The organism is Roseibium sp. LAB1 (assembly GCF_054658235.1).
Genome location: NZ_BAAGIB010000002.1, coordinates 450,578 through 474,436 on the forward strand (window position 1 = coordinate 450,578; position 23,859 = coordinate 474,436).

Annotated in this window: 20 protein-coding genes and 2 tRNA genes; 6 read left to right on the forward strand and 16 right to left on the reverse strand. The window is 60.2% G+C overall.

The window, feature by feature from the left end; genetic code table 11:
• Positions 1 to 121 precede the first annotated feature (121 nt).
• Positions 122 to 198 (reverse strand) — tRNA-Pro (locus ACYQ54_RS12030).
• A gap of 361 nt (positions 199 to 559) precedes the next feature.
• Here ACYQ54_RS12030 and ACYQ54_RS12035 point away from each other — a divergent pair.
• A tRNA-Gln gene (locus ACYQ54_RS12035) sits at positions 560 to 634 on the forward strand.
• Between the two features lie 29 nt (positions 635 to 663).
• On the opposite strand, the gene gntR is transcribed toward ACYQ54_RS12035, so the two are convergent.
• A complete protein-coding gene (gene gntR / locus ACYQ54_RS12040; protein WP_460082510.1) occupies positions 664 to 1,683 on the reverse strand; it encodes an HTH-type transcriptional regulator GntR in 1,020 nt (339 codons plus the stop codon).
• Positions 1,684 to 1,806: 123 nt separating this feature from the next.
• Here gntR and ACYQ54_RS12045 point away from each other — a divergent pair, with 123 nt between their 5' ends.
• The 4 genes from ACYQ54_RS12045 (at position 1,807) to ACYQ54_RS12060 (ending at position 5,353) form a co-directional block, all read left to right on the forward strand.
• Entirely contained in the window at positions 1,807 to 2,364 is a 558-nt protein-coding gene (locus tag ACYQ54_RS12045) for a gluconokinase (protein ID WP_460082512.1), read from the forward strand.
• Positions 2,365 to 2,393: 29 nt separating this feature from the next.
• Positions 2,394 to 3,416: a TRAP transporter substrate-binding protein gene (locus ACYQ54_RS12050; protein ID WP_460082514.1), complete on the forward strand. Its 1,023-nt coding sequence runs from the start codon at positions 2,394 to 2,396 to the stop codon at positions 3,414 to 3,416.
• A gap of 69 nt (positions 3,417 to 3,485) precedes the next feature.
• Positions 3,486 to 4,037 carry a TRAP transporter small permease subunit gene (locus tag ACYQ54_RS12055; protein WP_460082516.1) on the forward strand — a complete coding sequence of 184 codons (552 nt, stop codon included), beginning with the start codon at positions 3,486 to 3,488 and terminating at the stop codon, positions 4,035 to 4,037.
• A 53-nt stretch (positions 4,038 to 4,090) separates the two neighbouring features.
• Positions 4,091 to 5,353 carry a TRAP transporter large permease gene (locus ACYQ54_RS12060; RefSeq protein WP_460084776.1) on the forward strand — a complete coding sequence of 421 codons (1,263 nt, stop codon included), beginning with the start codon at positions 4,091 to 4,093 and terminating at the stop codon, positions 5,351 to 5,353.
• A 214-nt stretch (positions 5,354 to 5,567) separates the two neighbouring features.
• On the opposite strand, the gene ACYQ54_RS12065 is transcribed toward ACYQ54_RS12060, so the two are convergent.
• The 9 genes from ACYQ54_RS12065 to ACYQ54_RS12105 all read right to left on the reverse strand — a co-directional run bounded on the left by ACYQ54_RS12065 (position 5,568) and on the right by ACYQ54_RS12105 (position 18,689).
• Positions 5,568 to 8,699 carry an efflux RND transporter permease subunit gene (locus tag ACYQ54_RS12065; RefSeq protein ID WP_460082519.1) on the reverse strand — a complete coding sequence of 1,044 codons (3,132 nt, stop codon included), beginning with the start codon at positions 8,697 to 8,699 and terminating at the stop codon, positions 5,568 to 5,570.
• Between the two features lie 31 nt (positions 8,700 to 8,730).
• A complete protein-coding gene (locus ACYQ54_RS12070; RefSeq protein WP_460082521.1) occupies positions 8,731 to 9,909 on the reverse strand; it encodes an efflux RND transporter periplasmic adaptor subunit in 1,179 nt (392 codons plus the stop codon).
• 302 nt (positions 9,910 to 10,211) lie between these two features.
• A complete protein-coding gene (locus ACYQ54_RS12075) occupies positions 10,212 to 11,063 on the reverse strand; it encodes a metal ABC transporter permease (protein ID WP_460084779.1) in 852 nt (283 codons plus the stop codon).
• A complete protein-coding gene (locus ACYQ54_RS12080; RefSeq protein ID WP_460082523.1) occupies positions 11,063 to 11,974 on the reverse strand; it encodes a metal ABC transporter permease in 912 nt (303 codons plus the stop codon). Before ACYQ54_RS12080 ends, ACYQ54_RS12075 begins: the two co-directional genes overlap by 1 nt.
• Entirely contained in the window at positions 11,974 to 12,873 is a 900-nt protein-coding gene (locus tag ACYQ54_RS12085) for a manganese/iron ABC transporter ATP-binding protein (RefSeq protein WP_460082526.1), read from the reverse strand. Before ACYQ54_RS12085 ends, ACYQ54_RS12080 begins: the two co-directional genes overlap by 1 nt.
• 89 nt (positions 12,874 to 12,962) lie before the next feature.
• Complete coding sequence (locus ACYQ54_RS12090) at positions 12,963 to 13,865, reverse strand: metal ABC transporter substrate-binding protein (RefSeq protein ID WP_460082528.1); 903 nt, start codon at positions 13,863 to 13,865, stop codon at positions 12,963 to 12,965.
• A gap of 276 nt (positions 13,866 to 14,141) precedes the next feature.
• On the reverse strand, positions 14,142 to 16,586 hold the full coding sequence (locus ACYQ54_RS12095) for a methyl-accepting chemotaxis protein (RefSeq protein WP_460082531.1): 2,445 nt from the start codon (positions 16,584 to 16,586) through the stop codon (positions 14,142 to 14,144).
• Between the two features lie 298 nt (positions 16,587 to 16,884).
• A complete protein-coding gene (locus tag ACYQ54_RS12100) occupies positions 16,885 to 17,073 on the reverse strand; it encodes a DUF2783 domain-containing protein (RefSeq protein ID WP_460082533.1) in 189 nt (62 codons plus the stop codon).
• Complete coding sequence (locus ACYQ54_RS12105) at positions 17,073 to 18,689, reverse strand: FAD-dependent oxidoreductase (RefSeq protein ID WP_460082536.1); 1,617 nt, start codon at positions 18,687 to 18,689, stop codon at positions 17,073 to 17,075. The genes ACYQ54_RS12100 and ACYQ54_RS12105 overlap by 1 nt, the downstream gene beginning before the upstream one ends.
• 124 nt (positions 18,690 to 18,813) lie before the next feature.
• Between ACYQ54_RS12105 and ACYQ54_RS12110 the strand changes: the two genes are divergently transcribed.
• On the forward strand, positions 18,814 to 19,044 hold the full coding sequence (locus tag ACYQ54_RS12110; RefSeq protein WP_460082538.1) for a hypothetical protein: 231 nt from the start codon (positions 18,814 to 18,816) through the stop codon (positions 19,042 to 19,044).
• Here the strand turns inward: ACYQ54_RS12110 and ACYQ54_RS12115 are convergent.
• The 5 genes from ACYQ54_RS12115 to hmgA all read right to left on the reverse strand — a co-directional run bounded on the left by ACYQ54_RS12115 (position 19,041) and on the right by hmgA (position 23,852).
• Positions 19,041 to 19,574 (reverse strand): DinB family protein, encoded by a 534-nt coding sequence (locus ACYQ54_RS12115; RefSeq protein WP_460082541.1) that lies wholly within the window; start codon positions 19,572 to 19,574, stop codon positions 19,041 to 19,043. The genes ACYQ54_RS12110 and ACYQ54_RS12115 overlap by 4 nt on opposite strands.
• Positions 19,575 to 19,577: 3 nt before the next feature.
• Positions 19,578 to 20,537, reverse strand: a complete 960-nt coding sequence (locus ACYQ54_RS12120; RefSeq protein WP_460082543.1) for an MBL fold metallo-hydrolase — start codon at positions 20,535 to 20,537, stop codon at positions 19,578 to 19,580.
• On the reverse strand, positions 20,534 to 21,124 hold the full coding sequence (locus ACYQ54_RS12125; protein ID WP_460082546.1) for a carboxymuconolactone decarboxylase family protein: 591 nt from the start codon (positions 21,122 to 21,124) through the stop codon (positions 20,534 to 20,536). The genes ACYQ54_RS12120 and ACYQ54_RS12125 overlap by 4 nt, the downstream gene beginning before the upstream one ends.
• A 114-nt stretch (positions 21,125 to 21,238) precedes the next feature.
• On the reverse strand, positions 21,239 to 22,255 hold the full coding sequence (locus ACYQ54_RS12130) for a fumarylacetoacetate hydrolase family protein (RefSeq protein ID WP_460082548.1): 1,017 nt from the start codon (positions 22,253 to 22,255) through the stop codon (positions 21,239 to 21,241).
• Between the two features lie 226 nt (positions 22,256 to 22,481).
• Positions 22,482 to 23,852: a homogentisate 1,2-dioxygenase gene (hmgA, locus tag ACYQ54_RS12135; RefSeq protein ID WP_460082550.1), complete on the reverse strand. Its 1,371-nt coding sequence runs from the start codon at positions 23,850 to 23,852 to the stop codon at positions 22,482 to 22,484.
• Positions 23,853 to 23,859 lie beyond the last annotated feature (7 nt).

The window sequence follows — 23,859 nt, forward strand, 5'->3', positions numbered from 1 at the left end:
TGCCCGACATGCGTAGCCCGAATTGGAGGCCTGATGGCGTCGGCAAACCGTGCGGCACAATGCAAACCCGTGTTACCGGTACAAACGGTTTGATATGTCTTAAGTCTTGAAGGAAGAAAAATGGTCGGAGTGAGAGGATTCGAACCTCCGACCCCCTCGTCCCGAACGAGGTGCGCTACCAGGCTGCGCTACACTCCGACACAGAATATGAGTTTGGAAAACCAAGCTCATCGGGAACAGCGGGGAAAGCCCTCGCTGCGTGGAGCGTCATGTAGCAAAGCTGGTCTGATCCCGCAAGCGATTTGAATTGCCGAATGTCACTTTTTTGAAACTGTGAACAACCTCAGCGGAGTAAGCGTGAAAATGGCCGCTTTTCAGCCGGCACACGCAAGCCCCGCATGCCAAACCGCCAGGTGGAAGCTGTTCGAAACGACCCAAAATCGTTCGAAACCAGGCCTTGCAACGCTCCTGGGGAAAACCGGTCCTTCCCCTTCAAAGTTTGCTCTTGAGGAGACTTGCGCAAAGGTTCGAGGCTCGCTATACAGCGTCCCCACGGCCTTGGGGTGTAGCCAAGCGGTAAGGCAGCGGTTTTTGGTACCGCCATGCGAAGGTTCGAATCCTTCCACCCCAGCCAGTTTCTTCCTTATCTTCAGACGCTTTGTTCTAGCCCTGCCCGCTTCGGGCCGTGCTGCCGCGAGCGATGACTTCGTAGCCGAGGTCGACCAGCGGCTGTTCCGGCTCGACACCGGCAAGAGCACCCGCCAGCATGCGAAATGCATCACGCCCCATGTCGAGGCGGAAAGTGCGCACGCTTGTAATCGGCGGATTGGCGGCCGCCATCATTTCCAGATCGTTGAAACCGCAGATGCCCATGTCGTCCGGAACCCGGATTGCGCGGCGCTGACACTCGAACAGCGCGCCGAGCGCAAGGTCGTCGTTGTTGCACAGGATGGCATCCGTTTCAGGTGCCTTCGACAGAAGATCGGCAACAAGCTCGCAGCCGAGGGTGACTGTCGAGGGGCGCGGCGTCGTGACGATCCGGCCGGGATCAAACACGCCAGCCTTTTCAGCCTCACCCCGAAACCCTGCAAGACGGCGCTGACTACGCGGATCGAGACGGGCCGCGATATATCCCGGGCGCCGGTATCCGGCGGCAAGAAGATGACGGGTCGCCGCTGCCGAGGCTTCTACGTGGGAAAAGCCGACCATCATGTCGTACGGCGCCGGGCCGCATTCCATGATCTGCACGATGCGGCAGTCGGCCGCTTCAAGCAGCCGCGCAGTGTCTTCCGACTGGTCAAGACCGGAAAGAACCAGGCCCGCGGGGCGTTGACTCAGGAAGGTCCGCACGAGGCTTTCTTCCTCGAGCGGGGAATACCGGGAGTTGCCGAGCTGGATCTGCCACTTGGACCCTTCCGCCGCTTCGTAGATGCCGCGCATGACATCGGAAAAGACGTTGTTTGTGACCGACGGCACGATGACACCGATGACGTTGGTCTTGCCCGTGGCAAGCGCACTCGCCGCCGGATCAGGCACATATCCCAGTCGGTCAACCACCTCCCGGATTTTGGTCAGCGTCTTGGTGGAAACCTTGCCCGGGTCACGCAACGCGCGTGACACAGTCATAGCGCTAACACCAGCCTCTCGAGCGACATCCGCGATCGTTTTCTTCAAATTACTCAACCATTACAATTAGTTATTCTATATCAAATCAACAATTGAATAATATCTCAGAAAAAAGTGTTTGACAAATGTTAGCGCTATCATTTTGTATGCGCCGAACAACGAGATCACTTGGGGACGGAAATGCAGGGTGAATTGCCAACAGCCTCTGGCGAGACGGCCATCGTCGTGATGGGCGTGTGCGGCGCCGGCAAAAGCCTGTTGGCGAACCGTCTAGCCGGCCGTCTAGGTATCGGCATGGTTGAAGCTGACGACTTCCACAGCCTGGAAAACAAGCGGAAGATGGCGGCCGGCAAAGCGCTGACCGATGCCGACCGCATGCCCTGGCTGGATGCCGTGTCAGTTGCGGCCAAGTTACAGATCTACTGCGCCGGCGGCGCGGTGATTGCCTGTTCCAGCCTGAAACGTGCCTATCGAGACCGTCTTCGGAGCGCCCTGCCCTCCTGCATCTTCGTTCACCTGTCGGGAGAACGAGAACTGATTGCTGCGCGCCTGGCCGGACGCCAGGGGCATTTTGTCGGCGAAACGCTGCTGGACAGCCAGTTGGCGACGCTGGAACCGCTGCAAGCCGGAGAAGCCGGCTTCAGCCTGGATATTTCAAGGCCCGTCGACGAACTTGTCGACAGGGCCCTGGAAGAACTGCGGCCGGCAAGGCCGCCTCATACCACCATCGCCTCTTGAGCGATGACGTTTCCACCAGGGAGGAAATCATGCTGAAACTCTTGACCAGAACCGCTCTCGCCGCCGTTGCAGCCGGTGCGCTTGCCACCACCGCCATGGCAGCGGACTATTCGTTCCGCTTCCAGTCCTCGGATCCGGCAGGCAACCCGAATTTCGTGCTGCAGCAGGGCTGGGCCGCGAGCGTGAAGGAAAAGACCGGCGGCAAGATCGAGGTCGAACTGCTGCCCGTGGAATCCATTGTTTCCCACAGCGAGACCCAGGATGCCATCGCATCCGGCATTCTCGACGGCCACATCACCGACACGTCCTACTTTGCCGGCAAGGATCCGGCTTTCGGCCTGATCGCCAATCCGGTCGGCGCCTGGGCCTCCCCGGACCAGATGTTCACCTTCATGTCCGAGGGGGGTGGCAAGGAACTGATGAACGAGCTGATCGAGCCCTATGGCCTGCACTTCATCGGTGCGACAACGCCGGGCCTGGAAGCCTTCGTTTCCAAGGTTCCGCTGAACGGCGTCGACGACCTGAAGGGCCTGAAGATGCGCGCACCGGAAGGTCTGGTCCAGCAGGTGTTTGCCGCAGCCGGCGCGGCCCCGGTCAACCTGCCGGGCTCTGAAGTGTTCACCGCGCTCGACAAGGGCGTGATCGACGCAGCCGACTACTCCGTCTTTTCCACCAACCAGGCACAAGGCATGCACGACGTTGCCCCGAACCCGGTCTACCCGGGCTTCCACTCCATGCCGCTGGTGGAAATCTCAATGAACAAGGACAAGTGGGACGCTCTGCCGGACGATCTCAAGACCGCTCTTGAAGAAAGCGTCACCGACTTTGCCAAGGCGCAGGTTGCTGCCCTTGCTGCGAGCGATCAGAAAGCCGTCGAGGAAGCCAAGGCCAGCGGCAAGGTGACCATCACCGACTGGTCACCGGAAGAACGCGCCAAGTTCCGCACCATCGCCACCGGTGAATGGGCAAAAGTGGCCGAGCGTTCGGAAAATGCCCAGAAGGTCTACGACGTTCTGACCGGCTACCTCAAGGAAAACGGCCTGATGCAGTAATCTGCCTCACCATGACTATCTGGCGGGCGCCTTCGGGCGCCCGTTTTGTAAAAGAAGCTGGAGGAAACCGTGGCGGAACTGAAGGAAACCCCGGAGCGGGAAAAAGATCCCGGCGCCATTGCCGAGGCAGGTATGCTCGGGCGCTGGATCGACAGGGGCGGATTGCTGTTCGCGGTCGGCATTGTCTTGTCGATGCTGATCCTCATCAACGAGGTGGTCCTGCGTTATGTCTTCAATGCGCCCACTATCTGGGCTCATGAAACCACCATCTTCCTGTGCGGAGCTGCCTTTCTTTACGGCGGCCTCTACTGCACCGCACGCGACCGCCACATCAGGGTCGTACTGATCTACGACACGCTGCCGCGCCATCTGCGCCGCGTTCTGGACGTCGTCATCTCTCTCATCTGCATGGTGGCCAGTGCCTTTTTTGCCTGGGCCAGCTGGCTGATGGTGCAAAAGGCAGCCTTTCGCCCGGACGGCAGCTTTCGCCTGGAACGGTCCGGCAGCGCCTGGGACCCGGTCTACCCAGGGCTGATCAAGGTTTTCCTTCTGGTGGTCATGACGGTGATGGCCGTCCAGTTCCTCATTCTTGCCTATAACTACGCCAGGGGGCGCAAGTGACAGAGTTCTTCGGCTCCCTTCAAGGGCTCGGCATCGAGACCGGCACGCTGCTGATGTTCGCGATGTTGCTGGTTCTGCTGGTTTCCGGCATCCCACTTGCCTTCGTCACGCTGCTGGTTGCGCTGATCTTCGCACTCGGCTGGTTCGGCCCCATGGTCGTGCCGTTGATCACCAGCCGCGTCTATTCCTTCGTCGGCTCGTTCGTTTTCGTCTCCGTGCCGATGTTCGTGCTGATGGCGGCAATCCTGGATCGATCAGGCATAGCCCGGGATCTGTTTGACGCCATGAAACTGCTGGGCGGACGCCTGCGCGGTGGGGTCGCGATCCAAACCATCGTCGTTGCGGTGATCCTGGCAGCCATGAGCGGCATCATCGGCGGCGAAGTTGTGCTTCTCGGCCTCGTTGCACTGCCCCAGATGCTGCGGCTCGGCTACGACAAGCACCTGGCCATCGGCGTCGTGTGCGCAGGTGGTGCGCTCGGCACCATGGTACCGCCGTCCATCGTACTCATCATCTATGGCCTCACCGCCAACGTCTCGGTCGGCGATCTCTTCACCGCCGCCTTTCTGCCGGGTCTGATGCTGGCCGGTTTTTATGTCGCCTACGTCCTGATCCGGGCCTACCTCAACCCGGCCATCGCGCCGGTGCAGGAAGGCGAGCCGGTGCCGATGGCGGAAAAACTCCGTCTTCTGAAAGGCCTGGTCCTGCCGCTTGCCGTCGTTGCCGGCGTGCTCGGCTCCATCTACGGCGGTATCGCCAGTGTCACCGAAGCCTCCGCCGTCGGCGTCGCGGGAGTGCTGCTGTCGACCGTTGTGCGTGGGGAATTCACCATCGACCTTCTGAAAGGCGCGGCGTTGCAGACGCTTCAGACCGTCGGCATGATTGTCTGGATCGGCATCGGCGCCAGTGCGCTGGTCGGGGTGTTCAACCTGATGGGTGGCATCAAGTTCGTGTCGGCCATGATTTCCGGCATCTCCGACAACCCGACCCTCATCCTGCTGTTCATGATGCTGATCCTGTTCGTGCTCGGCATGTTCCTGGACTGGGTGGGGATCGCCCTGCTGACGATGCCGATCTTCGTGCCGATCATCAAGGACCTCGGCTATGACCCGGTCTGGTTCGGCGTGTTGTTCTGCATGAACATGCAGGTGTCGTTCCTGTCGCCGCCGTTCGGGCCGGCAGCCTTCTACCTCAAGAGTGTGGCGCCACCGGACATAACGCTGGCAACCATCTTCCGGTCGCTGCTGCCGTTCATTGCCTTGCAGATACTGGCGGTCGGTATCCTGCTGTTCTTCCCCGGCATCACCGGTCGATAACCCCCAAACGAAAAGACCCGCTCGCGAAAATCGCGGGCGGGTCTTCTGAAAACGTGGATTTTCGTTGTCATCCCGAACACAGCCCAGCGAAGATTCGGGATCGGAGAGCCGATGCAATCTCGGAAACGCCTGGGCTCCCCGGTCCCGGCTCGCGCTCCGCCTGGCCGGGAAGACAACGGCAAGTTTCGTATCACGTCCGAAGGCGCTCTCCGCGTCACTCGCCCGGCTGCTGTCCAATCTCCCTTGCCGCGTCCATTTCCTTGTGGAGCCGTTCTTCTTCCTGAACGGCCGGCGTGATGAACCGCCCGAGCAGGAGATAGGCGACAGGTGTCAGGAACAGGGTCGAAACGGTCGCAAGGCCCAGGCCACCGACAATCACATAGCCCAGAGCAATACGCGCTTCCGCCCCTGCCCCGCTTGCCATGATCAGCGGCACACCGCCGACGATTGTACAGATCATGGTCATCATCACGGGACGTAGGCGGATGTTGGAGGCATTCTCGATCGCTTCGCGCAATCCCTGCCCGCGATCCCGCAACTGGTTGGCAAATTCCACGATCAGAATGCCGTTCTTCGCCATGATGCCCACAAGCAGCACCAGCCCGATCTGGGAATAGACGTTGAGTGTCGTCCCGGTCAGCAGCATGGCAAAGACGGCGCAAGCCAGACCGAGCGGCACCGTGGCCATTATGATGAGCGCACTGATGAAGCTTTCGAACTGGGCAGCCAGTACAAGCAGGATGATGACAATCGCAAAGCCGAACGTGCGCGCCATGGAGGACGACTGCTCACCCAGCGTTGCCGTTTCCGCCAGCGGCACAATACGGGCACCGGGCGGCAGCAGCGGCTCGGCGATCCTCAGCGCCTCTTCATAGGCGTTGCCGAGGGCAAAATCGTCCGCAAGACCCGCGGTGATGGCAACGGAGCGCAGCTGCTGCTCGCGGGCAAGCGCCGGCGGCACGGCCTTCTCCACCAGGCTGGCAATGGTCGAGACAGGAACGAAGCGGCCATCACCTGTCTTGATGAAGATGTTCTCCATGTCCGTCGGATCGTTGATCGGATTGGACGTGGAGACAAATTTCACGTCATAGGCCTGATCGTTGATAAAGACCTGACCGATCTTGCGGCCGTCCAGCATGGCCTGCATGGCCGTGCCCAGACCGTTGATATCGATGCCGAGATCAGAGGCGCGTTCCCGATCGATGGACACGGAAAGCTGCGGCTGTGTTGCCTCGGTGGACAGGCGCACCTGGCGGAACCGCGGGTCCTGTTCCATTACAGAAATGATCTTGTCCGCCGTTTCACCGAGTGTCGCATAGTCGTTGCTGCCGGCAACGGCAAACTGAAGGCCGGACCCTGCCCCGCGAATGCCAAGGCTGTTCGGCTGGAAAGCGAAGGCCCGCACGCCGGGAACGTCGCGCACGAGCGCACTGACTTCGGACAGAATCTGCTGCTGCGAGCGCTCCCGCTCATCCCAAGGCGCCAGACGCATGACGATGAAGCCACTGTTCTTGGAACCGCCGGTGCCGGCAATTGAGAAGGTGCTGTTGATCTCGCCGCTTTCCCGGTAGGGCTCCAGCATATTTTCGATTTCACGCATCTGCTGTGACAGATAATCCAGGCTCACGCCCTGTGGCGCGGAGACGCGCATGAAGGCTATCGAGCGGTCCTCAGTCGGTGTCAGTTCCGACTTGATGGTGGGGAACAGGACGCCAGCGGTCGCGGCAAACAGCAGCGAGACAGCCACGACCACCATCGGTGCATCAAGACACGCATGCAGGCAGCGCCGATAGAGCGCGCTCAACATACGTCCCAGCCCCCCTGCGACGCCACCTTGCCCCTTGGGTTCACCGCCAGGTTTGCTCTTGAGAATTCGCGAGGCCAGCATTGGACACAGTGACAGCGCCACGATGGAGGACAGGAACACCGCAATCGCAAGCACGAAGCCGAACTCGCGGAACAGCCCGCCGGTCTGCCCCGGCAGAAAGGATAGCGGCACGAAGACGGCAATCAGTGTGGCCGTGGTCGCCAGAACCGCAAAGAAGACCTCTTCAGCCCCCAGAACCGCCGCCGCACGCGGGCCGATGCCCTCGTTGCGCCGGCGGACGATGTTTTCCAGAACCACGATTGCATCATCGACCACAAGACCGGTTGCCAGCACAAGCGCCAGCAGCGTCAGGATGTTGATGGAAAAACCGGCGAGATAGATCGCCGCCAGCGTGCCGATCAGCGCCACAGGCAGGGAAACACCGGGAATGATGGTCGCCCGCCAGTCCCACAGGAAAATGAAGATGATCAGCAGAACGATGCTGACCGAGATGGCCAGGGCAATCTCGACTTCATGAATGGCGCCGTTGATGAAGGTGGCGTCGTCACTGGTGACCTCGATGGTCATGCCTTCAGGCAGGTTTTCCTGGATGCGATCGACCGCGGCACGCACGCCTTCTGAAATCTCGAGCGTGTTCGACTGGGCCGAGCGGATGATGCCAAGACCAATGCCGGACTTGCCGTTGGCGCGCAGCTGGGTCTGGCCCAGGTCCGGACCAAGGGTCACCGTCACGAAATCGCGCAACCTGGCCCGGCGATTGATGATGACGCTTTCAAATTCTTCCGGCGTATCGATGGACGCCGTCGCCCGTACGATCAGATCCTGATTCTGACTGGTGAGCGAGCCTGCAGGCGTATCGAAAGCCATGGAGGACAGGGCCTTGGCCACATCGGCAATGGTCAGATTGAGGCTGGCCATCTTGGCCTGGTCGATATCGATACGGAAGATCTTGTCGCGGTCGCCATAGACCTGGACGTCCGCAACGCCGGGTACGGCGGCCAGTGCATCGGATATCTCGTCTTCCACCAGCACCGTCATGTCCTCGACCGACATGCGATCGGAGGTCAGGCCAAGACGCAACACGGCCTGCGCATTGGCGTCCGCCTTGATGATGCGGGACGGCTCGGCATCTTCCGGCAGGTCGTTGGTTATGCGCCCAAGCGCATCGCGCATGTCGGAAGCGGCAACGTCCAGATCGACATCGTCGGAAAATTCCACGGTCACGCGGCTGCGGCCAAAGGACGACGAGGAAGAGATCGCCTTGACGCCGGACACCCGCGCCACGGCCCCTTCGATGACCCCGGTCACCTCCCGGTCGATGGTTTCGGCGGCGGCAGCCGGATAATTTGTGCTGACGGTGATGACCGGACGGTCGACATCGGGCAGTTCGCGCACCTCGATACCGAAGATTGCGGCGATCCCTGCAACCACGATCAGCATGTTGATCACGAAGGCAAGAACAGGGCGCCGCACGAACAGGCCGGTAATACCGAGTTCCTTCAAACGGTCCATCTGCATGGCAGTCTCTCCAAGACCTTCAGGTCAAATTTCAGGAACCGCTTTCGCTGGATACCGGCGGTGCGGGCGCATCCGACGCCGGTGCCTGCTTGCGATCCGCGACCGTCAGATCTGCACCGTTGCGAACCAGATGAATACCTTCGGTCACGACTTCGTCGTTTACGGTCAGGTCCGCATCGACCAGAACACTGTCGGTGTTGCGCTGGATAATGCTGACCGGAACGCGCACGCCCTTGCCTTCGCGCACGGCCCAGACAAACGCACCATCAGATCCCCATTGCACGGCCAGCGGATCGACCGCCGGATATTTGTCGCCGGGGAACTTCATCGAGACCTGGAACGACATGCCGGCTCTCAGTTTGTCTGCCTTGTTCGGGAAACGCGCGCGCACCTGAAGTGTACGGCTGTCGATATCGATGCGGTTGTCGACGGCGCTGATGACACCCTCGAAGGTCTCGCCCGGCCGGGCAACCGACGTTGCGGTGATCGGCGAGCCTACCGTGATGGCAGCGGCATAACGCTCCGGCACCCAGAAATCGACGAGAATTTCGCTGCGGTCGTCAATGATTGCGATGACCGTCTGCGACGAAACATAGTTGCCTGCGGTGATGGGCAGAATGCCGACCACACCGCCGATGGGCGTTTCGATGGACCGGCGGGACAGCGCCAGCTCGGCTTCACGCAGTTGCAGCTTTGCATTGTCCACCGACAGCTCCGCGTCGGTCACCTGCACTGCCGTTGCAGTATTGGTCTTGCGCAGAACCTGCATGCGCTGCAGCCGCGCCTCGGCGTCCTTAAGAGCGTTTGCAGCCCGTTCGACCGCGATCTGTTCTGCATCCAGGTCCAGCTTGGCGATGGCATCACCAGCTTTCACTGTCGCGCCGGACTCAACCAGGACATCCGTCATGCGGCCGCTGGTATAAGGCGTCACGGCGACCGATTGCAGCGCCGTGCTGGTGCCGATGGCAGACAGGCGGTCATTGATCGTGATTTCGACAACCGGAGTTGCAACGACTGCGCCTTGCGGACCTCCCCGGCCACGCCGTGGTTTGTCGCCAGCACTTGGCGCGGCATCGGCCACGGCAAAGTCCAGCCAGTCGATGCCCCAGTCGGACAGCTGCTGCCCAGCACCCGGATAGTAACGAACCCAGAGCCCTGCCGCCGCAACGACAACCAACAGGGTGAGGACGAGCTGTTTCCAAATTGACAATTGGAACTCCGATCAGAACTTGCCGGCACTGCCGAAAACGGTTGTTTCCTGAAACCAGTTATCTACGGCAAATCCCGTATGCCAACAATCGATAAGGTGTACCAATTTGTATGCGGAACGACGCAGACCAACACCAAAGAGCTGTTTCATCTCTGCAACTCTACCTGTGATATAGAAACAAGCCCCCCAATTGCCACTGAAGCATCTGCGGACCGGATCCATTACCCAAATAGCGTAGAGGTTGCCGAGAACCAGTGCCGAACGTCCGGAACTGGTTCCAGGCCCGGATGTTCGGGCTGCGGTTAGCCGGTTTCGTCCATGCGGCGCAAGGACGCCTGACGTGTCAGAACCTGGCGGCGAACGAAAGCAGCAAGGAAAACCGCCGTCAGAATGAGCACGATCGTGGGAGCTGGTGCGCTGTCAAAAAAGAAGCTGGCATAGGTGCCTGCCACCATCGACAGCATGCAAACCAGCACCGACACATAGAGCATCGTCTTGAAGGTGCGAACCAGCAGGAATGCGATGGCTCCCGGCGCGATCAGCAGTGCAACGGCCAGGATCAGGCCCGCAGCCGACAGGGTGGCCACAATGGTCAGCGACAGCGCCGCCAGAAGCCCGTAGTGCAGCACCTGGACCGGCAATCCTGACGCCCGGGCCTGGGCAGCGTCGAAACTGTGCAGCAGCAGGTCTTTCCACTTCAGCACCAGCGCACCGCCGACAACGAGAGCAATGATGCCCGCGGTTATCAGCTCGTGCCGTTCGACGCCCAACATGTTGCCGAACAGAATATGATCCAGATGGGCGTTTGTCTCGATAGAGACATAGAGCACGATGCCGACACCAAACATGCCGGAAAACACGACCCCCATCACCGTATCCTGCTTCACCCGGCTGTTGCCGGACAGATAACCCGTCAGAACCGCACAGACCATGCCGGCGCCAAATGCCCCGATGATCAACGGGATGCCCAAGATGTAGGCGAGCACGATGCCCGGCAAGACCGCATGGCTGACGGCATCGCCCATGAGAGCCCAGCCCTTGATGACCAGGAAGCAGGACAGCAGGGCAGTCGGGATCGATACGATCACGCAGATCAGAAACGCATTCTGCATGAACGGGAATTTGAACGGCAGAAGGAGTGTTTCGAGATCCATCATGCCTGATCTCCTGCTTCTGACTGCTCTGCGTCCACGGCGTATCCCCGGCGCAGGGCTGCGGCCGACTTGCGCCGGGCAGCCAGAAGGCCGTGCTTTGGCGCCAGCACGAAGGTGATCAGAAAAATCAGCGTCTGCAGCGTGACAATGATGCCGCCGGTGGCACCGTCGAGGAAATAACTGGCGTAGGCACCTGCAAAACTCGTCAGGGTGCCGATAGCCACGGAGGTCAGGATCAGGCGCGGAAAGCGGTCGCACAGGAGATAGGCCGTTGCCCCCGGCGTGACCACCATCGCGATGACCAGAAAGGCCCCGACCGTCTGCATCGCCGCGACCACGGAAGCAGACAGAAGCACGAAGAAAATCGCTTTCAGGAGACCGGGCCTCAGACCGATGGTGCGGGCATGGCTCTCGTCGAAGAAGGTGACCATCAGATCCTTCCACTTGAGTGTGAGGACCGTCAGCGACACGAACCCGATGATGGCCAATTGCAGGGTATCTTCCGGCGTGATCGCCAGAATATTGCCCATGGTGATCGTCTGCACAGAAACCGACATGGGGCTGATGGAAACGATGAACAGGCCCAGTCCGAAGAAGGATGTGAAGATGAGGCCGATGATGACGTCGACCTTCAGGCCCGAACGTTCGGACAGGAACAGCATGGCACCTGCCGCAAGCCCGCCGGCGAGAAAAGCGCCGAGCGAAAACGGCAGGCCCAGGATGTACGCACCGGCGACCCCCGGCACGACCGAATGAGACAGGGCATCGCCGATCAGCGACCAGCCCTTCAGCATCAGGTAAGACGACAGAAAGGCGCAAACGCCGCCGACAAGCGCCGAGACCCACATGGCGTTGGTCATGTAGCTGTATTGGAAAGGTTCCAGCAGGTAGGCGAAACTGAAAGGCTCCATCAGTCGCGATCCTCGCGGATCTGCACCTTGTCACCATATTGAACGAACGGACGCTCGTCATCGGTCAGAATGGTTACCGCACGTTGGTCGCCATCGGTGTGCAGGGTCTGGTCGGAAATGGTGAAATGGCGCAAGACGCCGCCGAAGGCCTTCTCCAGGTTCTGGCGGGTGAAGGTTGTCGCGGTTGGCCCGTAGTCGAGCACCGTGCCCTTCACCAGTACGGTCCTGTCGCAGAATTCGGGTACGGAACCGAGGTTGTGGGTGGACACGAGCATCACCCTGCCCTCAGCCTGCAACTCCCGCAGCAACACCACGATCTGTTCTTCGGTTTTCACGTCGACGCCGGTGAAGGGCTCGTCGAGAAGGATCACCTGACCGTCCTGGGCGAGAGCGCGGGCGAGAAAGACGCGCTTGCGCTGACCGCCGGAGAGTTCCCCGATCTGCCGATGCCTGAAGTCCTGCATGTTCACGCGCATCAGCGCCTGGTCGACCGCGGCATGATCGGCGGGCTTCGGCCGGCGCAGAAAGCCCATGTGTCCGTAGCGGCCCATCATCACCACGTCTTCCACGAGGACGGGGAACGACCAGTCGACTTCTTCCGACTGGGGCACATAGGCAACGAGGTTCTTCTTGAGCGCTTCGCGAACCGTCATGTCCAGGATCCGGATGCGCCCCTTGGCTGTCGGCACGAACCCCATGATGGCCTTGAACAAGGTCGACTTTCCGGCGCCGTTGACCCCGACGAGAGCCGTCACGGTGCCGCGCGGGATCGAGAAACTGGCGTTCCAGAGAGCCGTATGTCCGTTCCGGTAGGTAACGGTAACGTCCTCGGCGGCAATTCCGTCATCGTCCCTGACGTTGGGCATTTCCATAACCGGGTCCTTGATGACATTCAGCATGTAGGCTTTCCAGTACAATCCGGGGTTACTGCGGCACAATCAAGGGCGGCATCAGATCAATGCCACCCGGCAATCCGTTTTACGGCCGGTTACTGCGAAGTGGATTTCAGACCTTCGACCACAGTGCTCGACGTGACCTTGAGCAGATCCAGATAGGTCGGCACCTTGCCGTTCGCCTCGCTCAGGGAATCGACATAAAGATCGCCGCCATATCTTGCACCCGTCTCACGCGCGACCTGCTTGGCGGGCGAGGTGTTGACCGTGCTTTCGCAGAAGACGACCGGGATGTCGTGCTCGCGCACACCGTCGATCACCGACCGAACCTGCTGCGGCGTTCCGACCTGATCGGCGTTGATCGGCCAGAGATAGAGTTCCTTCATGCCGAAATCGCGCGCGAGGTAGCTGAAGGCACCTTCGCAGGTCACCAGCCAGCGCTTGTCTTCGGGAATGTCGGCAACGGCCTGGCGCAGCGGCTCGATGGTTTCGCGCAGCTTTTCCTTGTAGGCATCCGCATTGGCGGCGTACGTGGCCGCATTGTCCGGGTCGTATTGGGCGAACGCCTTGGCGATGTTGTCGATATAGATCAGAGCATTGTCCAACCCCATCCAGGCATGCGGGTTCGGCTTGCCTTCGTAGGACCCTGCGGCGATCGAGATCGGCTCGATCCCGTCGGTGAGAGTGACGGAAGGGATGTCGCCAAGGTTGGACAGGAACTGTTCGAACCAGCGCTCGAGGTTCAAGCCGTTCCAGAGGATCAGGTCCGCGTCCGATGCCCGGACGATATCCTGTGGTGTCGGCTCATAGCCGTGAATTTCCGCGCCCGGCTTGGTGATTGACACCACGTCGGCGGTCTCTCCGGCAACATTCTGCGCAATATCCGCGAGAACGGTGAAGGTGGTCACCACTTTCATCTTGTCCCGTGCAAAGGCAGCCGTTGCCGGTCCAGCAGCTAGCGCCGCGAGAGAGACCGTCAGAACCAGTTTTTTCAGCATCACCATATCCCGTATGAACATCACTTCTGCAAGTGATATTGCAACTCATTCGCAACTGTCAAGTTTGTTGCGAATGAGTTGCAATATCATTCTTATCTCGAGCTCCCATTGTCAGGGAAAACATATCTGAAAGACTGCGGTGTCGCCGGATACGTCCACCCTCGCCTCCGAAGCAAAGCCTATACGAACCGCTCTTGAGTTTCAGACTCGCAAGAAGACGCCCCGCCGGCGGCAATGGCCGGCGAGGCGTTCAACTGAAATGCGATCCGATTGAGGTCAGGCAGCGGCGACACGGTTGAGGAAGGTTTCGATCCCCTCCTTCAGGTCCTTGCTACGGTTGCTCAGATCTCCCGAGGCGGCAAGAACATCACCCGATGCTTCCTTGGTCTCATCGACCGCCCTGGCCAGGCTGGACATGTTGGTCTGGACCGCCTGCGTGCTCTGGGCGGCACGTTGAACATTTCCGGAAATCTCGTTGGTGGCCGCACCCTGCTGGGTAACGGCGGCCGAGATCCCTTGCGTGTAACCGTTGACCTCTTCCATCGTGTCGGAAATCGCCCCGATAGCGGCGACCGCGTCGCTCGTTGAGCTCTGGATGGTGTGGATCTGGGACGAGATTTCTTCGGTTGCCTTTGAGGTTTGTGTTGCCAGCTCCTTCACCTCGGCAGCAACAACCGCAAAGCCCTTGCCCGCCTCTCCCGCACGTGCAGCCTCGATGGTGGCGTTCAGCGCCAGAAGGTTGGTCTGTTCTGCGATCGCCTGGATCAGGCTGACAACTTCGCCGATCTTCGAAGCGGCTTCCGCCAGTCCCTGAACCTTGCCGTTGGTCTCGTGCACTGCGCTGGTGGCCGTCGTGACGATGTCGGAGGACCGGCGCACCTGCTCACCGATTTCGGCAATCGATGCGGACAATTCCTCTGCCGCACCGGCAACGTTTTCAACACTCATGCTGGCGTCTTCACTGACCCGGGCGGTATCGCCGGCCTGTTCCGCGCTGCTTTCGGCGATGCCGCCGAGTGCCGAAGCGGTGTTGGACATGCCGGCAGCCGTTTCATCCAGTGCGCTCAGGAGGCCCTGGATTTCACCCCGGAAGTTCTGGATCAGATCCTCGATTTCCTGCTGGCGCGCATTCTGGGCTTCGCGATGGGCATTCGCCTCGCTTTCCAGGCGTATCCGCTCGCGGGCGTTTTCCTGGAACACCTGAACAGTGCGGCTCATGTCGCCGATTTCGTCACGCTGATCGGTCGAGGGAATGACCGCATCGATATCCCCCTCCGCAAGGCGGCCCATGGCTTCGGTCAACGCCCGCGTCGGACGCGTGATCACGAGTGAGAGCACAAAGGCCAGCAGTCCACCGGCGGCAACCGCCACGATGAGCGCAACCGCGATCAGTCCGAGCGCTGTGTCCGCCCGCGCATAAGCTCCCGCGGACTGAGCCTCCGTCAGGGCCGTGATGACACTGCGCACCTTGCCGGAAATCTCAATGAGCTCTGCCCGCTTGGCATCGAAGGCCTCTTTCGCGGTGACCATGGCGGCGAACTCGGCCTCATAGGTGCCGACCTCCGCTTCGATCGAGGCAATCGCATCCGCGATTTCCGGGAAAGCAGCGCTGTCCGCCTTCAGCAGATTGGCGAGATAGCGCAGCGTTTCGATCCGGTTGAGAACTTCTTCCGCGCCAATCGTGTCAAAGCCGGCGAAGTACTCCATGGTCGCAGAGCGAATATCCAGGGATGCGTTCTGATACTTGTTCACGTTCACATTGACGAGGTCGACGATACCGAGCTGGGAGGTTGCCTTGCCGGCAATCGACTTGGCTTCATCTGTTGCGGCATAGACCACCTTGCGCAAGGCCGAGGCCTGATCGTGGAGCAGTTCCAGGCCAGCGACAAGATCCGCGGCAACTGCGGCCGGCAACGGTGCGGGCCGTGCCCCTTCCCCTTCCGGCTTCGGCAGTTTTTCACCAAGTACCGCTGCCATGTCGGCAAGACCCTTGACCTTTTCCTTGTCGACACCGTCCACTTTCAGCTTGCCGGCTTTCGCTGCCGTCTTGGCCAGGGTTTGCGTGCCATCCAGAATGGCTGCCACTGTTTCCGACGGCAGATCGCCGTTGGCACCTGCCTCGGCGATCCTGGCTTCCAGATCGGCCACGAGGTCTTCCATGTCCGACAGCATGCGCCCGACCTTGTCAGCCCGGTTGCGGGTGCCTGATGCCGTCTTGGCGGCACTGCCGGCATCGCGCTGGATCTTGCTCATCTTGTCATTGATCTGGGCAGCGATGGTTGCCAGATTGACGGCAGAGCGCAGCAGCTTGTCGACCTGGGCCTGCCGGTTCTCGACAGCCTGGACGACACCGTCAAATTCGCCGCTGAGCTGACCGACCAGCGCAATGGCCTCCGCAGTGGCCCTTTCGCCTTCTCCTGACCCCGAGACACCGTCGAGCGTCACCAGAGCCGTCTCCAGTTGACCAATCTGCAGCCTGGCGGCGTCAGCCAGATCCGTCGTGCGATCCGAAAGATAGGCTTCCTGCGCCTGCGCGACCTGCTGAAGGTTCGCCATCGCGGTTGTTGCCTTCGCGCTGACATCCGACTGGGTCCTGAGGCCGAGAATTGCGACCGTACCCACGGCGCCGACCGCAGCCGCCACCAGGATCATGGCCGCAAAGCCACCACCTACTTTCGCCGAAAGGCGTACATTCTTTAAAGGTGTAAGTAACCTGGACATTGTTTCCCCCGCACTTTCAACGAATGAAGGTGTAGGCAGATAAACATTTGGTGAAAAATCGCAGGCCTGTCTTCTCTTTGACATCACAAATTAAATCAGGCGCTTTTTACTCTTTTGCGACAACTAGATATTGAGGCTTTTTGAAAAATTTATTTTTGCCCAAAATAATTCCAATTACCTGCATAACGATTAGGCAGAACCTAAATTCTACCAAGGGTATGAAAGCCTGAAACTTTCATACCCCCGTCAAAAACCTCAGTGTGCAGGATAACATCACCTGTGCGACGTCACACACGGCCTATCGTTTGGCGGCTTCGAGCAGCTTTGCAAGCGTCTCGCTGTCACCGATCTGGTTTGCCATCAACAGGATCAGCCGGGCATTGAAAGCATCGCTTTCAGCCTTGGAAAGACTTTCATGGGCGATCAGCAGGTCAGCATAAAACCCGTCGGGATTTTCAAGGTTCGGTTTGGTGACAATCTCCGCCATTAGGCCTCTCCGCCTTTCCCGAGTGCAATTGCAAGTGCGTGTTCGACCGCTGCGCGGTCATACCCTGTCCAGCGTGCCGCCACATGCTGGTCCGGACGTATCAGATAGACCGCCGATGAGGCTTCGCCGAGATATCTGGCTTTCAGCTCCGGACCAGCAGATGCCGGTGCAATGCTGACACCGGCGATGCCGATGCCGTCAATCCGGATGTTCTCCGGCACCTCGGCGCCGATCCCCAGCAGATGGAAACCGCTGCCGAGCCAATCCAGCAGCCAGCCGTCTCCAAGAGGAGCGTCCACAGCCGGGCTTCCCGGCCGCGTGCGCGCAGGCAGACCCTCCACATCCGGGCCATTGAGCATCGATCCGTCATAGACGCAAGGGACGGACAGGCGGCCGGAATTGACCAGTGGACGGGCAAAGGCGTGCTTTTCGGACAGATCCAGCACCGCATCGCGGAAGACACGGCTGATGTCCGACTTCGGCGTGATGAAGTCGGTTGACCGCGAGCTTTGCAGGATGTTCTCGTCCGCCGCCATTTCCCGTTCGAAGGCATAGCTGTCCAGAAGGCTTTCCGGAGCCTTGCCCTCAAGGACGAGCTTCAGCTTCCAGCCCAGATTGTCGGCATCCTGGAACCCGGAATTGGCGCCACGCGCACCGAAGGGCGACACCTGGTGCGCGCTGTCGCCGGCAAAGATGACCCGGCCGTGGCGGAATTTTTCCATTCGCCGGCACTGGAAGGTATAGATCGACACCCATTCCAGATCGAACTCAACGTCCTGTCCGAGCATCTGCTTGAGCCGGGGAATGACGTTTTCCGGTTTCTTTTCCTCTTCCTTGTCGATGTCCCAGCCAAGTTGAAGATCAATGCGCCAGACACCGTCCGGCTGCTTGTGCAGGAGCGCGGACTGGTCCTTGTTGAAGGGCGGATCGAACCAGAACCAGCGCTCTGTCGGGAAGTCTGCCTTCATGATGACGTCGGCGATCAGAAAGTTGTCTTCGAACACCCGGCCGACGAAGTCGAGATCGAGCATCCGGCGCGACGGCGAACCGGCACCATCACAGGCAATCAGCCAATCCGCTTCGATATTGTAGGCACCATCAGCCGTTTCCACGGTCACCAGCGTGTGGTCGTCCCTCTGATTGAGGTTTGCAACCCGGCTGCCACCGCGGATTTCCACCGGCTTGCCTTCCACCTGCAGCGCGCGAATGCGCTCGACCAGGTGAAGTTCGCAATAATATTGCTGCAGGTTGATGAAGGCCGGGCGCTTGTGGCCCTCTTCCGGCAACAGGTTGAAGTCGTAGACCTGCCGATCGCCAAAAAACACCTTGCCGACGTTCCAGACAACGCCCTTGTCGACCATCTCGTTTCCGCATCCAAGGCGATCGAAAATTTCCAGGGACCGCTTGGAAAAGCAGATCGCCCGCGAGCCCACGCTGACCTTGTCGTTGTCGTCCAGAATGACGACAGGCACATTCGCCTGAGCCAGATCGATGGCCGTGGCGAGGCCAACAGGCCCGGCGCCGATGATCACCACCGGGTGGCGAACGGGCGCCGCGGCGTCCTGGTCCTGGGACCGCTTGTACGGATAAAGCGGCGCTTCAAACAATTTGGTCACAGGCGTTTCTCCCAATTGCCGAGACGTCCCGGCATCCTCCGCCGACCCGTCTTTGCCTGTTTCTCGGAACCCGCACCGGGGTTTCCGCGTTTTCGTTACACGATCCCCCAAAAGGAGGTGTGACATGCCAATCGTGACACGTCAGAACATGTTGACATCAGGCCGTCTCTGGACGTTCCGGCTAATTGCCGGACTGTTGTCCGTTGTCGCCCTTGCACTTCTTATCGCCGCGCCCGCCACCGTGCTTGCCGACAACTGGAGCATGATCGGCATCAGCATCGTGGTGAGCGAGATCATCGTTCTTGCCGGCGGCCTCACCTGGCTCGCCCTCTTGATCCTTGCGCCGAAGCGTTAGTCCGCCTCCCAGAAACGTTGCGCGGACGGGTGCCGGTCGAACTCCAGAAAGAACTCGTCCAGCTGCGGCGGGGCAACACTGGTGCCTGCCAGCATGGCATGCACCTGCCCCCGGTGATGGATCTGGTGCTGGAACAGATGCAGCAGCGTGTTGGCAATCGTCTCGTGACAGGTGCCACTCTTGCCCCGGTCCTGCGCGATGTTGCGGTTAAGATCGGCATCCGTGATCCGGTCGCAGAACGCGATCAGCACCGCATCGGCACTTTCCTGGGCCTGTTTCAATTCCGCTGCCGAGGCCAGATGTGGCGTGTCAAATACCGACAGGCCCTGTCCCTCTTCCTTCAAGGCATCAAGGTAATAGCGGTCCACTTCCCAATTGTGGTTGAGCGTTTCCCTGATCGACGGAAAAAACCCGGTTCTTTCCGCCTCGAACTCCGCCTGTGACAACCGGCAACACGCGTCGTAAAGACGCTTGTTCGCATAGGCGTTGTTGCGGGCCATCAGGCGGAGGTGATCAAGGACAGTGCTCATGGGTCAGCCCTGCAGATCCGCCCACATCTTGGCATCGCGCTCCGCGGTCCAGATGCGCGGCGTGTCGATGCCGAGGGCCTCGTCATAGGCCCGGGCAACGTTGAACGGCAGACAGTGTTCGTAAATGGCGTAATCCTTGAACTTCGGATCGCATTCGGCACGGCAGGCGTCCCAGGCTTCTTTCAGCGATCCGCCACCCTGGGCGACCCGGGCCACCGGCCGATAGGTCGAGGAGACGAAATCGGCGGTGTTGGTCAGCGCCTTACCCACCATCTCCTTGCCGACCAGCGCATCGCCGCGTCCAGGCGCGATAGCCTCCACATCGAAGGAACGGATCGCTTCCAACGTTGTCGGCCAGTCGTTGAAATGACCGTCGCCGCAATAACAGGCCGAATGGTATTCGACGATGTCGCCGGTGAACATGACGTTCGCGTCCGGTACGTGGATAACGATATCCCCGGCCGTGTGGGCGCGGCCAAGGAAGCTTAGGTCGACCCGGCGCTTGCCGAGATAGACCGTCATGCGGTCGTTGAAGGTGGTGGTCGGCCAGGTCAGAGGCGGAATGTCGTTGACGTTTTCATAGCCCATGAACAGACGCGGGAAGCGCATGAATTCGGATTCCCGGTCTTCTGCACCCCGTTCCACAACCATGGACCGGGCCTTCTGGCTCATGATCACGGTCGGCGCCTTGTAGGCGGCAGCCCCCAGCACGCGCACGGCATGGTAATGCGTCAGCACAAGATGGCTGATCGGCTTGTCGGTGACGGACCGCACCTTCTCGATCACCTTGTTGGCGAGTTCTGGGGTCGCCTGCGCCTCGACGATCATGACGCTGTCGTCGCCGATGATGACGCCGGTGTTCGGGTCGCCCTCAGCGGTAAAGGCCCAGAGGTCCTTGCCGATCTCGGTAAAGGAGATCTTCTTTTCCGTCATGTCTCCAGCGGACGCGAATTGCTTGCTCATTTCGAGGCTCCGTGTTTGCCTTCTTCCCATGCGGGCATCGCCTTTTTGGCGACGGCGGCCGGATGGGTTTCCATCGTGGTTGCCATGGTGTCGTTCCACCGGTTGAGGTAGCCAAAGAGAGCGATCGAGGCGACGATCTCGACAATCTCGGCATCATTGAAATGCGGCTTGAGCGCCGCGAAATGGGCTTCAGTCACGTCGTTCGGAACGCCGGCTGCTTCGCGGGCCAGCACCAGCGCAGCCTTTTCAGCCTCCGTGAACAGCGGCGAGGTCTCGCATTCCCAGACAGCAGCGATCTTCTCGTCCGGCACATCGTAGACGTGGCTCAGATTTGCCATGTGTCCCTGGCAATAGCGGCAGCCGGTCGCCATGGAGGTCATCAGCGCGACCATCATCTTCAGGTCTTCCGGCACCGTGCCTTCGTAGAGGATCGCCTGGTTCAGCTCCATGAAAGCCTTTGCGATATTCGGCCGGCGCGCCATGGTCAGGATGGAGTTCGGCAGAAAGCCGCGAATTGCATCGTAACGCGCGAATTTTTCCTCGAACTGAGGCAGATCCACTCTGTCAAGCGGGTCGATATGAGGCATTGCCCTCTCCCTGAATTATCCTGGCGGCGGAATGGCTCGGCCTGACGCAGCACTTTTGTTGCTCTACGGAACAGGCCCCCACCCCTCGATGGGGGCCCATCTCAAAAGGTCCGATCAAGGCCCTTCGTATTTCTGCACCGTCTGCTCGATGGCGCCGAAGATCGAATGGCCTTCCGTGTCGAGCATCTCAATGCGGACCGTGTCGCCGAACTTCAGGAACGGTGTCTTGGCTTCGCCGGTGTTGATCGTCTCGATCATGCGGATTTCGGCAACGCAGGAATATCCGACACCGCCTTCGGCCACCGGTTTGCCCGGGCCGCCGTCAAGCTTGTTCGACACTGTACCGGATCCGATGATCGTGCCCGCGCCGAGGGGTCGGGTCTTGGCCGCATGGGCGATCAGCTGGCCGAAATCGAAGGTCATGTCGATGCCCGCATTCGCCCGGCCGAACGGCTCTCCGTTGAGGTCGACGTGAAGCGGCAGGTGAAGCTTGCCACCCTTCCAGGTGTCGCCCAGTTCTTCCGGGGTGACGGCCACCGGCGAAAAGGCTGAAGATGGCTTGGACTGGAAGAAGCCGAAGCCCTTGCCCAGTTCTGCCGGGATCAACCCGCGCAGGGACACATCGTTGACCAGCAGCACCAGCAGGATGTGATCGCGCGCCTCATCGGCGCTGACACCCATCGGCACGTCGCCGGTTACGACTGCAATCTCACCTTCCATGTCGATGCCCCAGGCTTCGTCGCGCATGGAGATCGGATCGCGCGGGGCAAGGAACGTGTCCGAACCACCCTGATACATCAGCGGATCGGTCCAGAAGCTTTCCGGCATCTTCGCACCGCGGGCCTTGCGCACCAGTTCGACGTGATTGACATAGGCCGAACCGTCCGCCCACTGATAGGCGCGCGGCAGCGGCGACAGGGCATCGTGCTCGTGAAAGCGGAGCGTGGGAACAGCTTCATGAGACAGGCTTTCGGCCAGCAGCTTCAGCTTCGGCGCCACCTGCTCCCAGTCGTCGAGCGCCGCCTGCAAAGTCGGCGCGATGTGGCTTGCGTCGGTGCAGAAGGTCAGGCGGTCGTTGACCACCACCAGCTTGCCGTCGCGGCTGCCATCCTTGAGCGTTGCCAGTTTCATCGGGTTTTCAGCTCCTAAAAATCGCCAGACTGTTGCGTCCAACGATGGTTTCTCCCGGGAAGCCATTTGCGGCTTCCAGCCGTTGTTCTTGTCAAGGCCCCGGCAGATCTGCCGAAACACTGTGGTTGCCCGCGACCGGTGCCTGACCGGATTCCGGAGAGCCAGGTCAACCTACCGGCGACGACCGATCAGCCGTTTGCGGTCGGTCAAACGCCGGACGGTTTCCCTACTTGTTCCAGGTTCCTTCGGGCGTGCCATCGAATTTTTTGCCCAGCGAGTCCCAGCAGTCAATGTAATCGTCCTGCAGCGGGGCCTCCTTGGCGGCAAATTCCGTCAGGTGCTGCGGGAAGCGGGTCTCGAACATGAAGGACATTGTATTGTCGAGCTTTTCCGGCTTCAGGTCGGCGTTGGACGCGCCTTCGAAGGCGTTTTTGTCCGGCCCGTGCGGCAGCATCATGTTGTGCAGACTCATGCCGCCGGGAACAAAGCCCTGCGGCTTGGCATCGTATTGCCCGTAGATGTTGCCCATCAGCTCGGACATGATGTTCTTGTGGTACCAGGGCGGACGGAAGGTATCTTCCATCACCATCCAGCGTTCGCGGAACAGCACGAAGTCGATGTTGGCGGTTCCCGGCACACCGGACGGTGCGGTCAGGACCGTGAAGATCGACGGATCCGGATGGTCGAACAGGATCGAGCCGATCGGGCAATAGTTCTTCAGATCGTATTTGCAGGGCGCGTAGTTGCCGTGCCAGGCAACGACGTCCAGTGGCGAATGACCTATCCTGGTTTCGTGGAACTGGCCACACCACTTCACCGTCACCGTGGACGGGGCTTCGCGGTCCTCGTAGTGCGCCACAGGTGTCTTGAAGTCACGGCGGTTCGCCATGCAGTTGGCCCCGATCGGCCCCCTGCCCGGCAGTTCGAATTTCTGGCCGTAATTCTCGCAGACGAACCCGCGTGCCGGACCTTCCACCAGTTCGACACGGTAGACGAGACCACGCGGAAGGATCGCGATTTCCTTCGGCTCCAGCTCGATCACACCCAGCTCGGTGCAAAAACGCAGGACACCTTCCTGCGGCACCACCAGCAGCTCACTGTCAGCGGAGTAGAAATACTCGTCCTCCATCGACTTGGTAATCAGGTAAATGTGGCTGGCCATGCCGACCTGGGTGTTGACGTCACCGGCCGTCGTCATGGTGCGCATGCCGGTCAGCCAGTTCAGGCCTTCATCGGAATGGGGCACCGGGTCCCAACGGTACTGACCGAGCGAAACGACGTCATCGCAGATATTCGGCGCGGACTTCCAGTACGGCAGATCGATCTTCCTGAACCGGCTGGTATGCTTGACCGAAGGGCGAATGCGGTAACACCAGGTGCGTTCGTTCTGGTGGCTCGGGGCGGTGAAGGCAGTGCCCGACAGCTGCTCGCCGTAAAGTCCATAGGCGCATTTCTGCGGGCTGTTCATGCCCTGCGGCAGCGAACCCGGCAGAGCCTCCGTCTCAAAATCATTGCCGAAGCCCGGCATATATTCCAGATCCGCCGTGTTACGGCCGTTTTCAGCAAGATTTTGATTGCTATCCGATCTCTGATCCATGACGTCC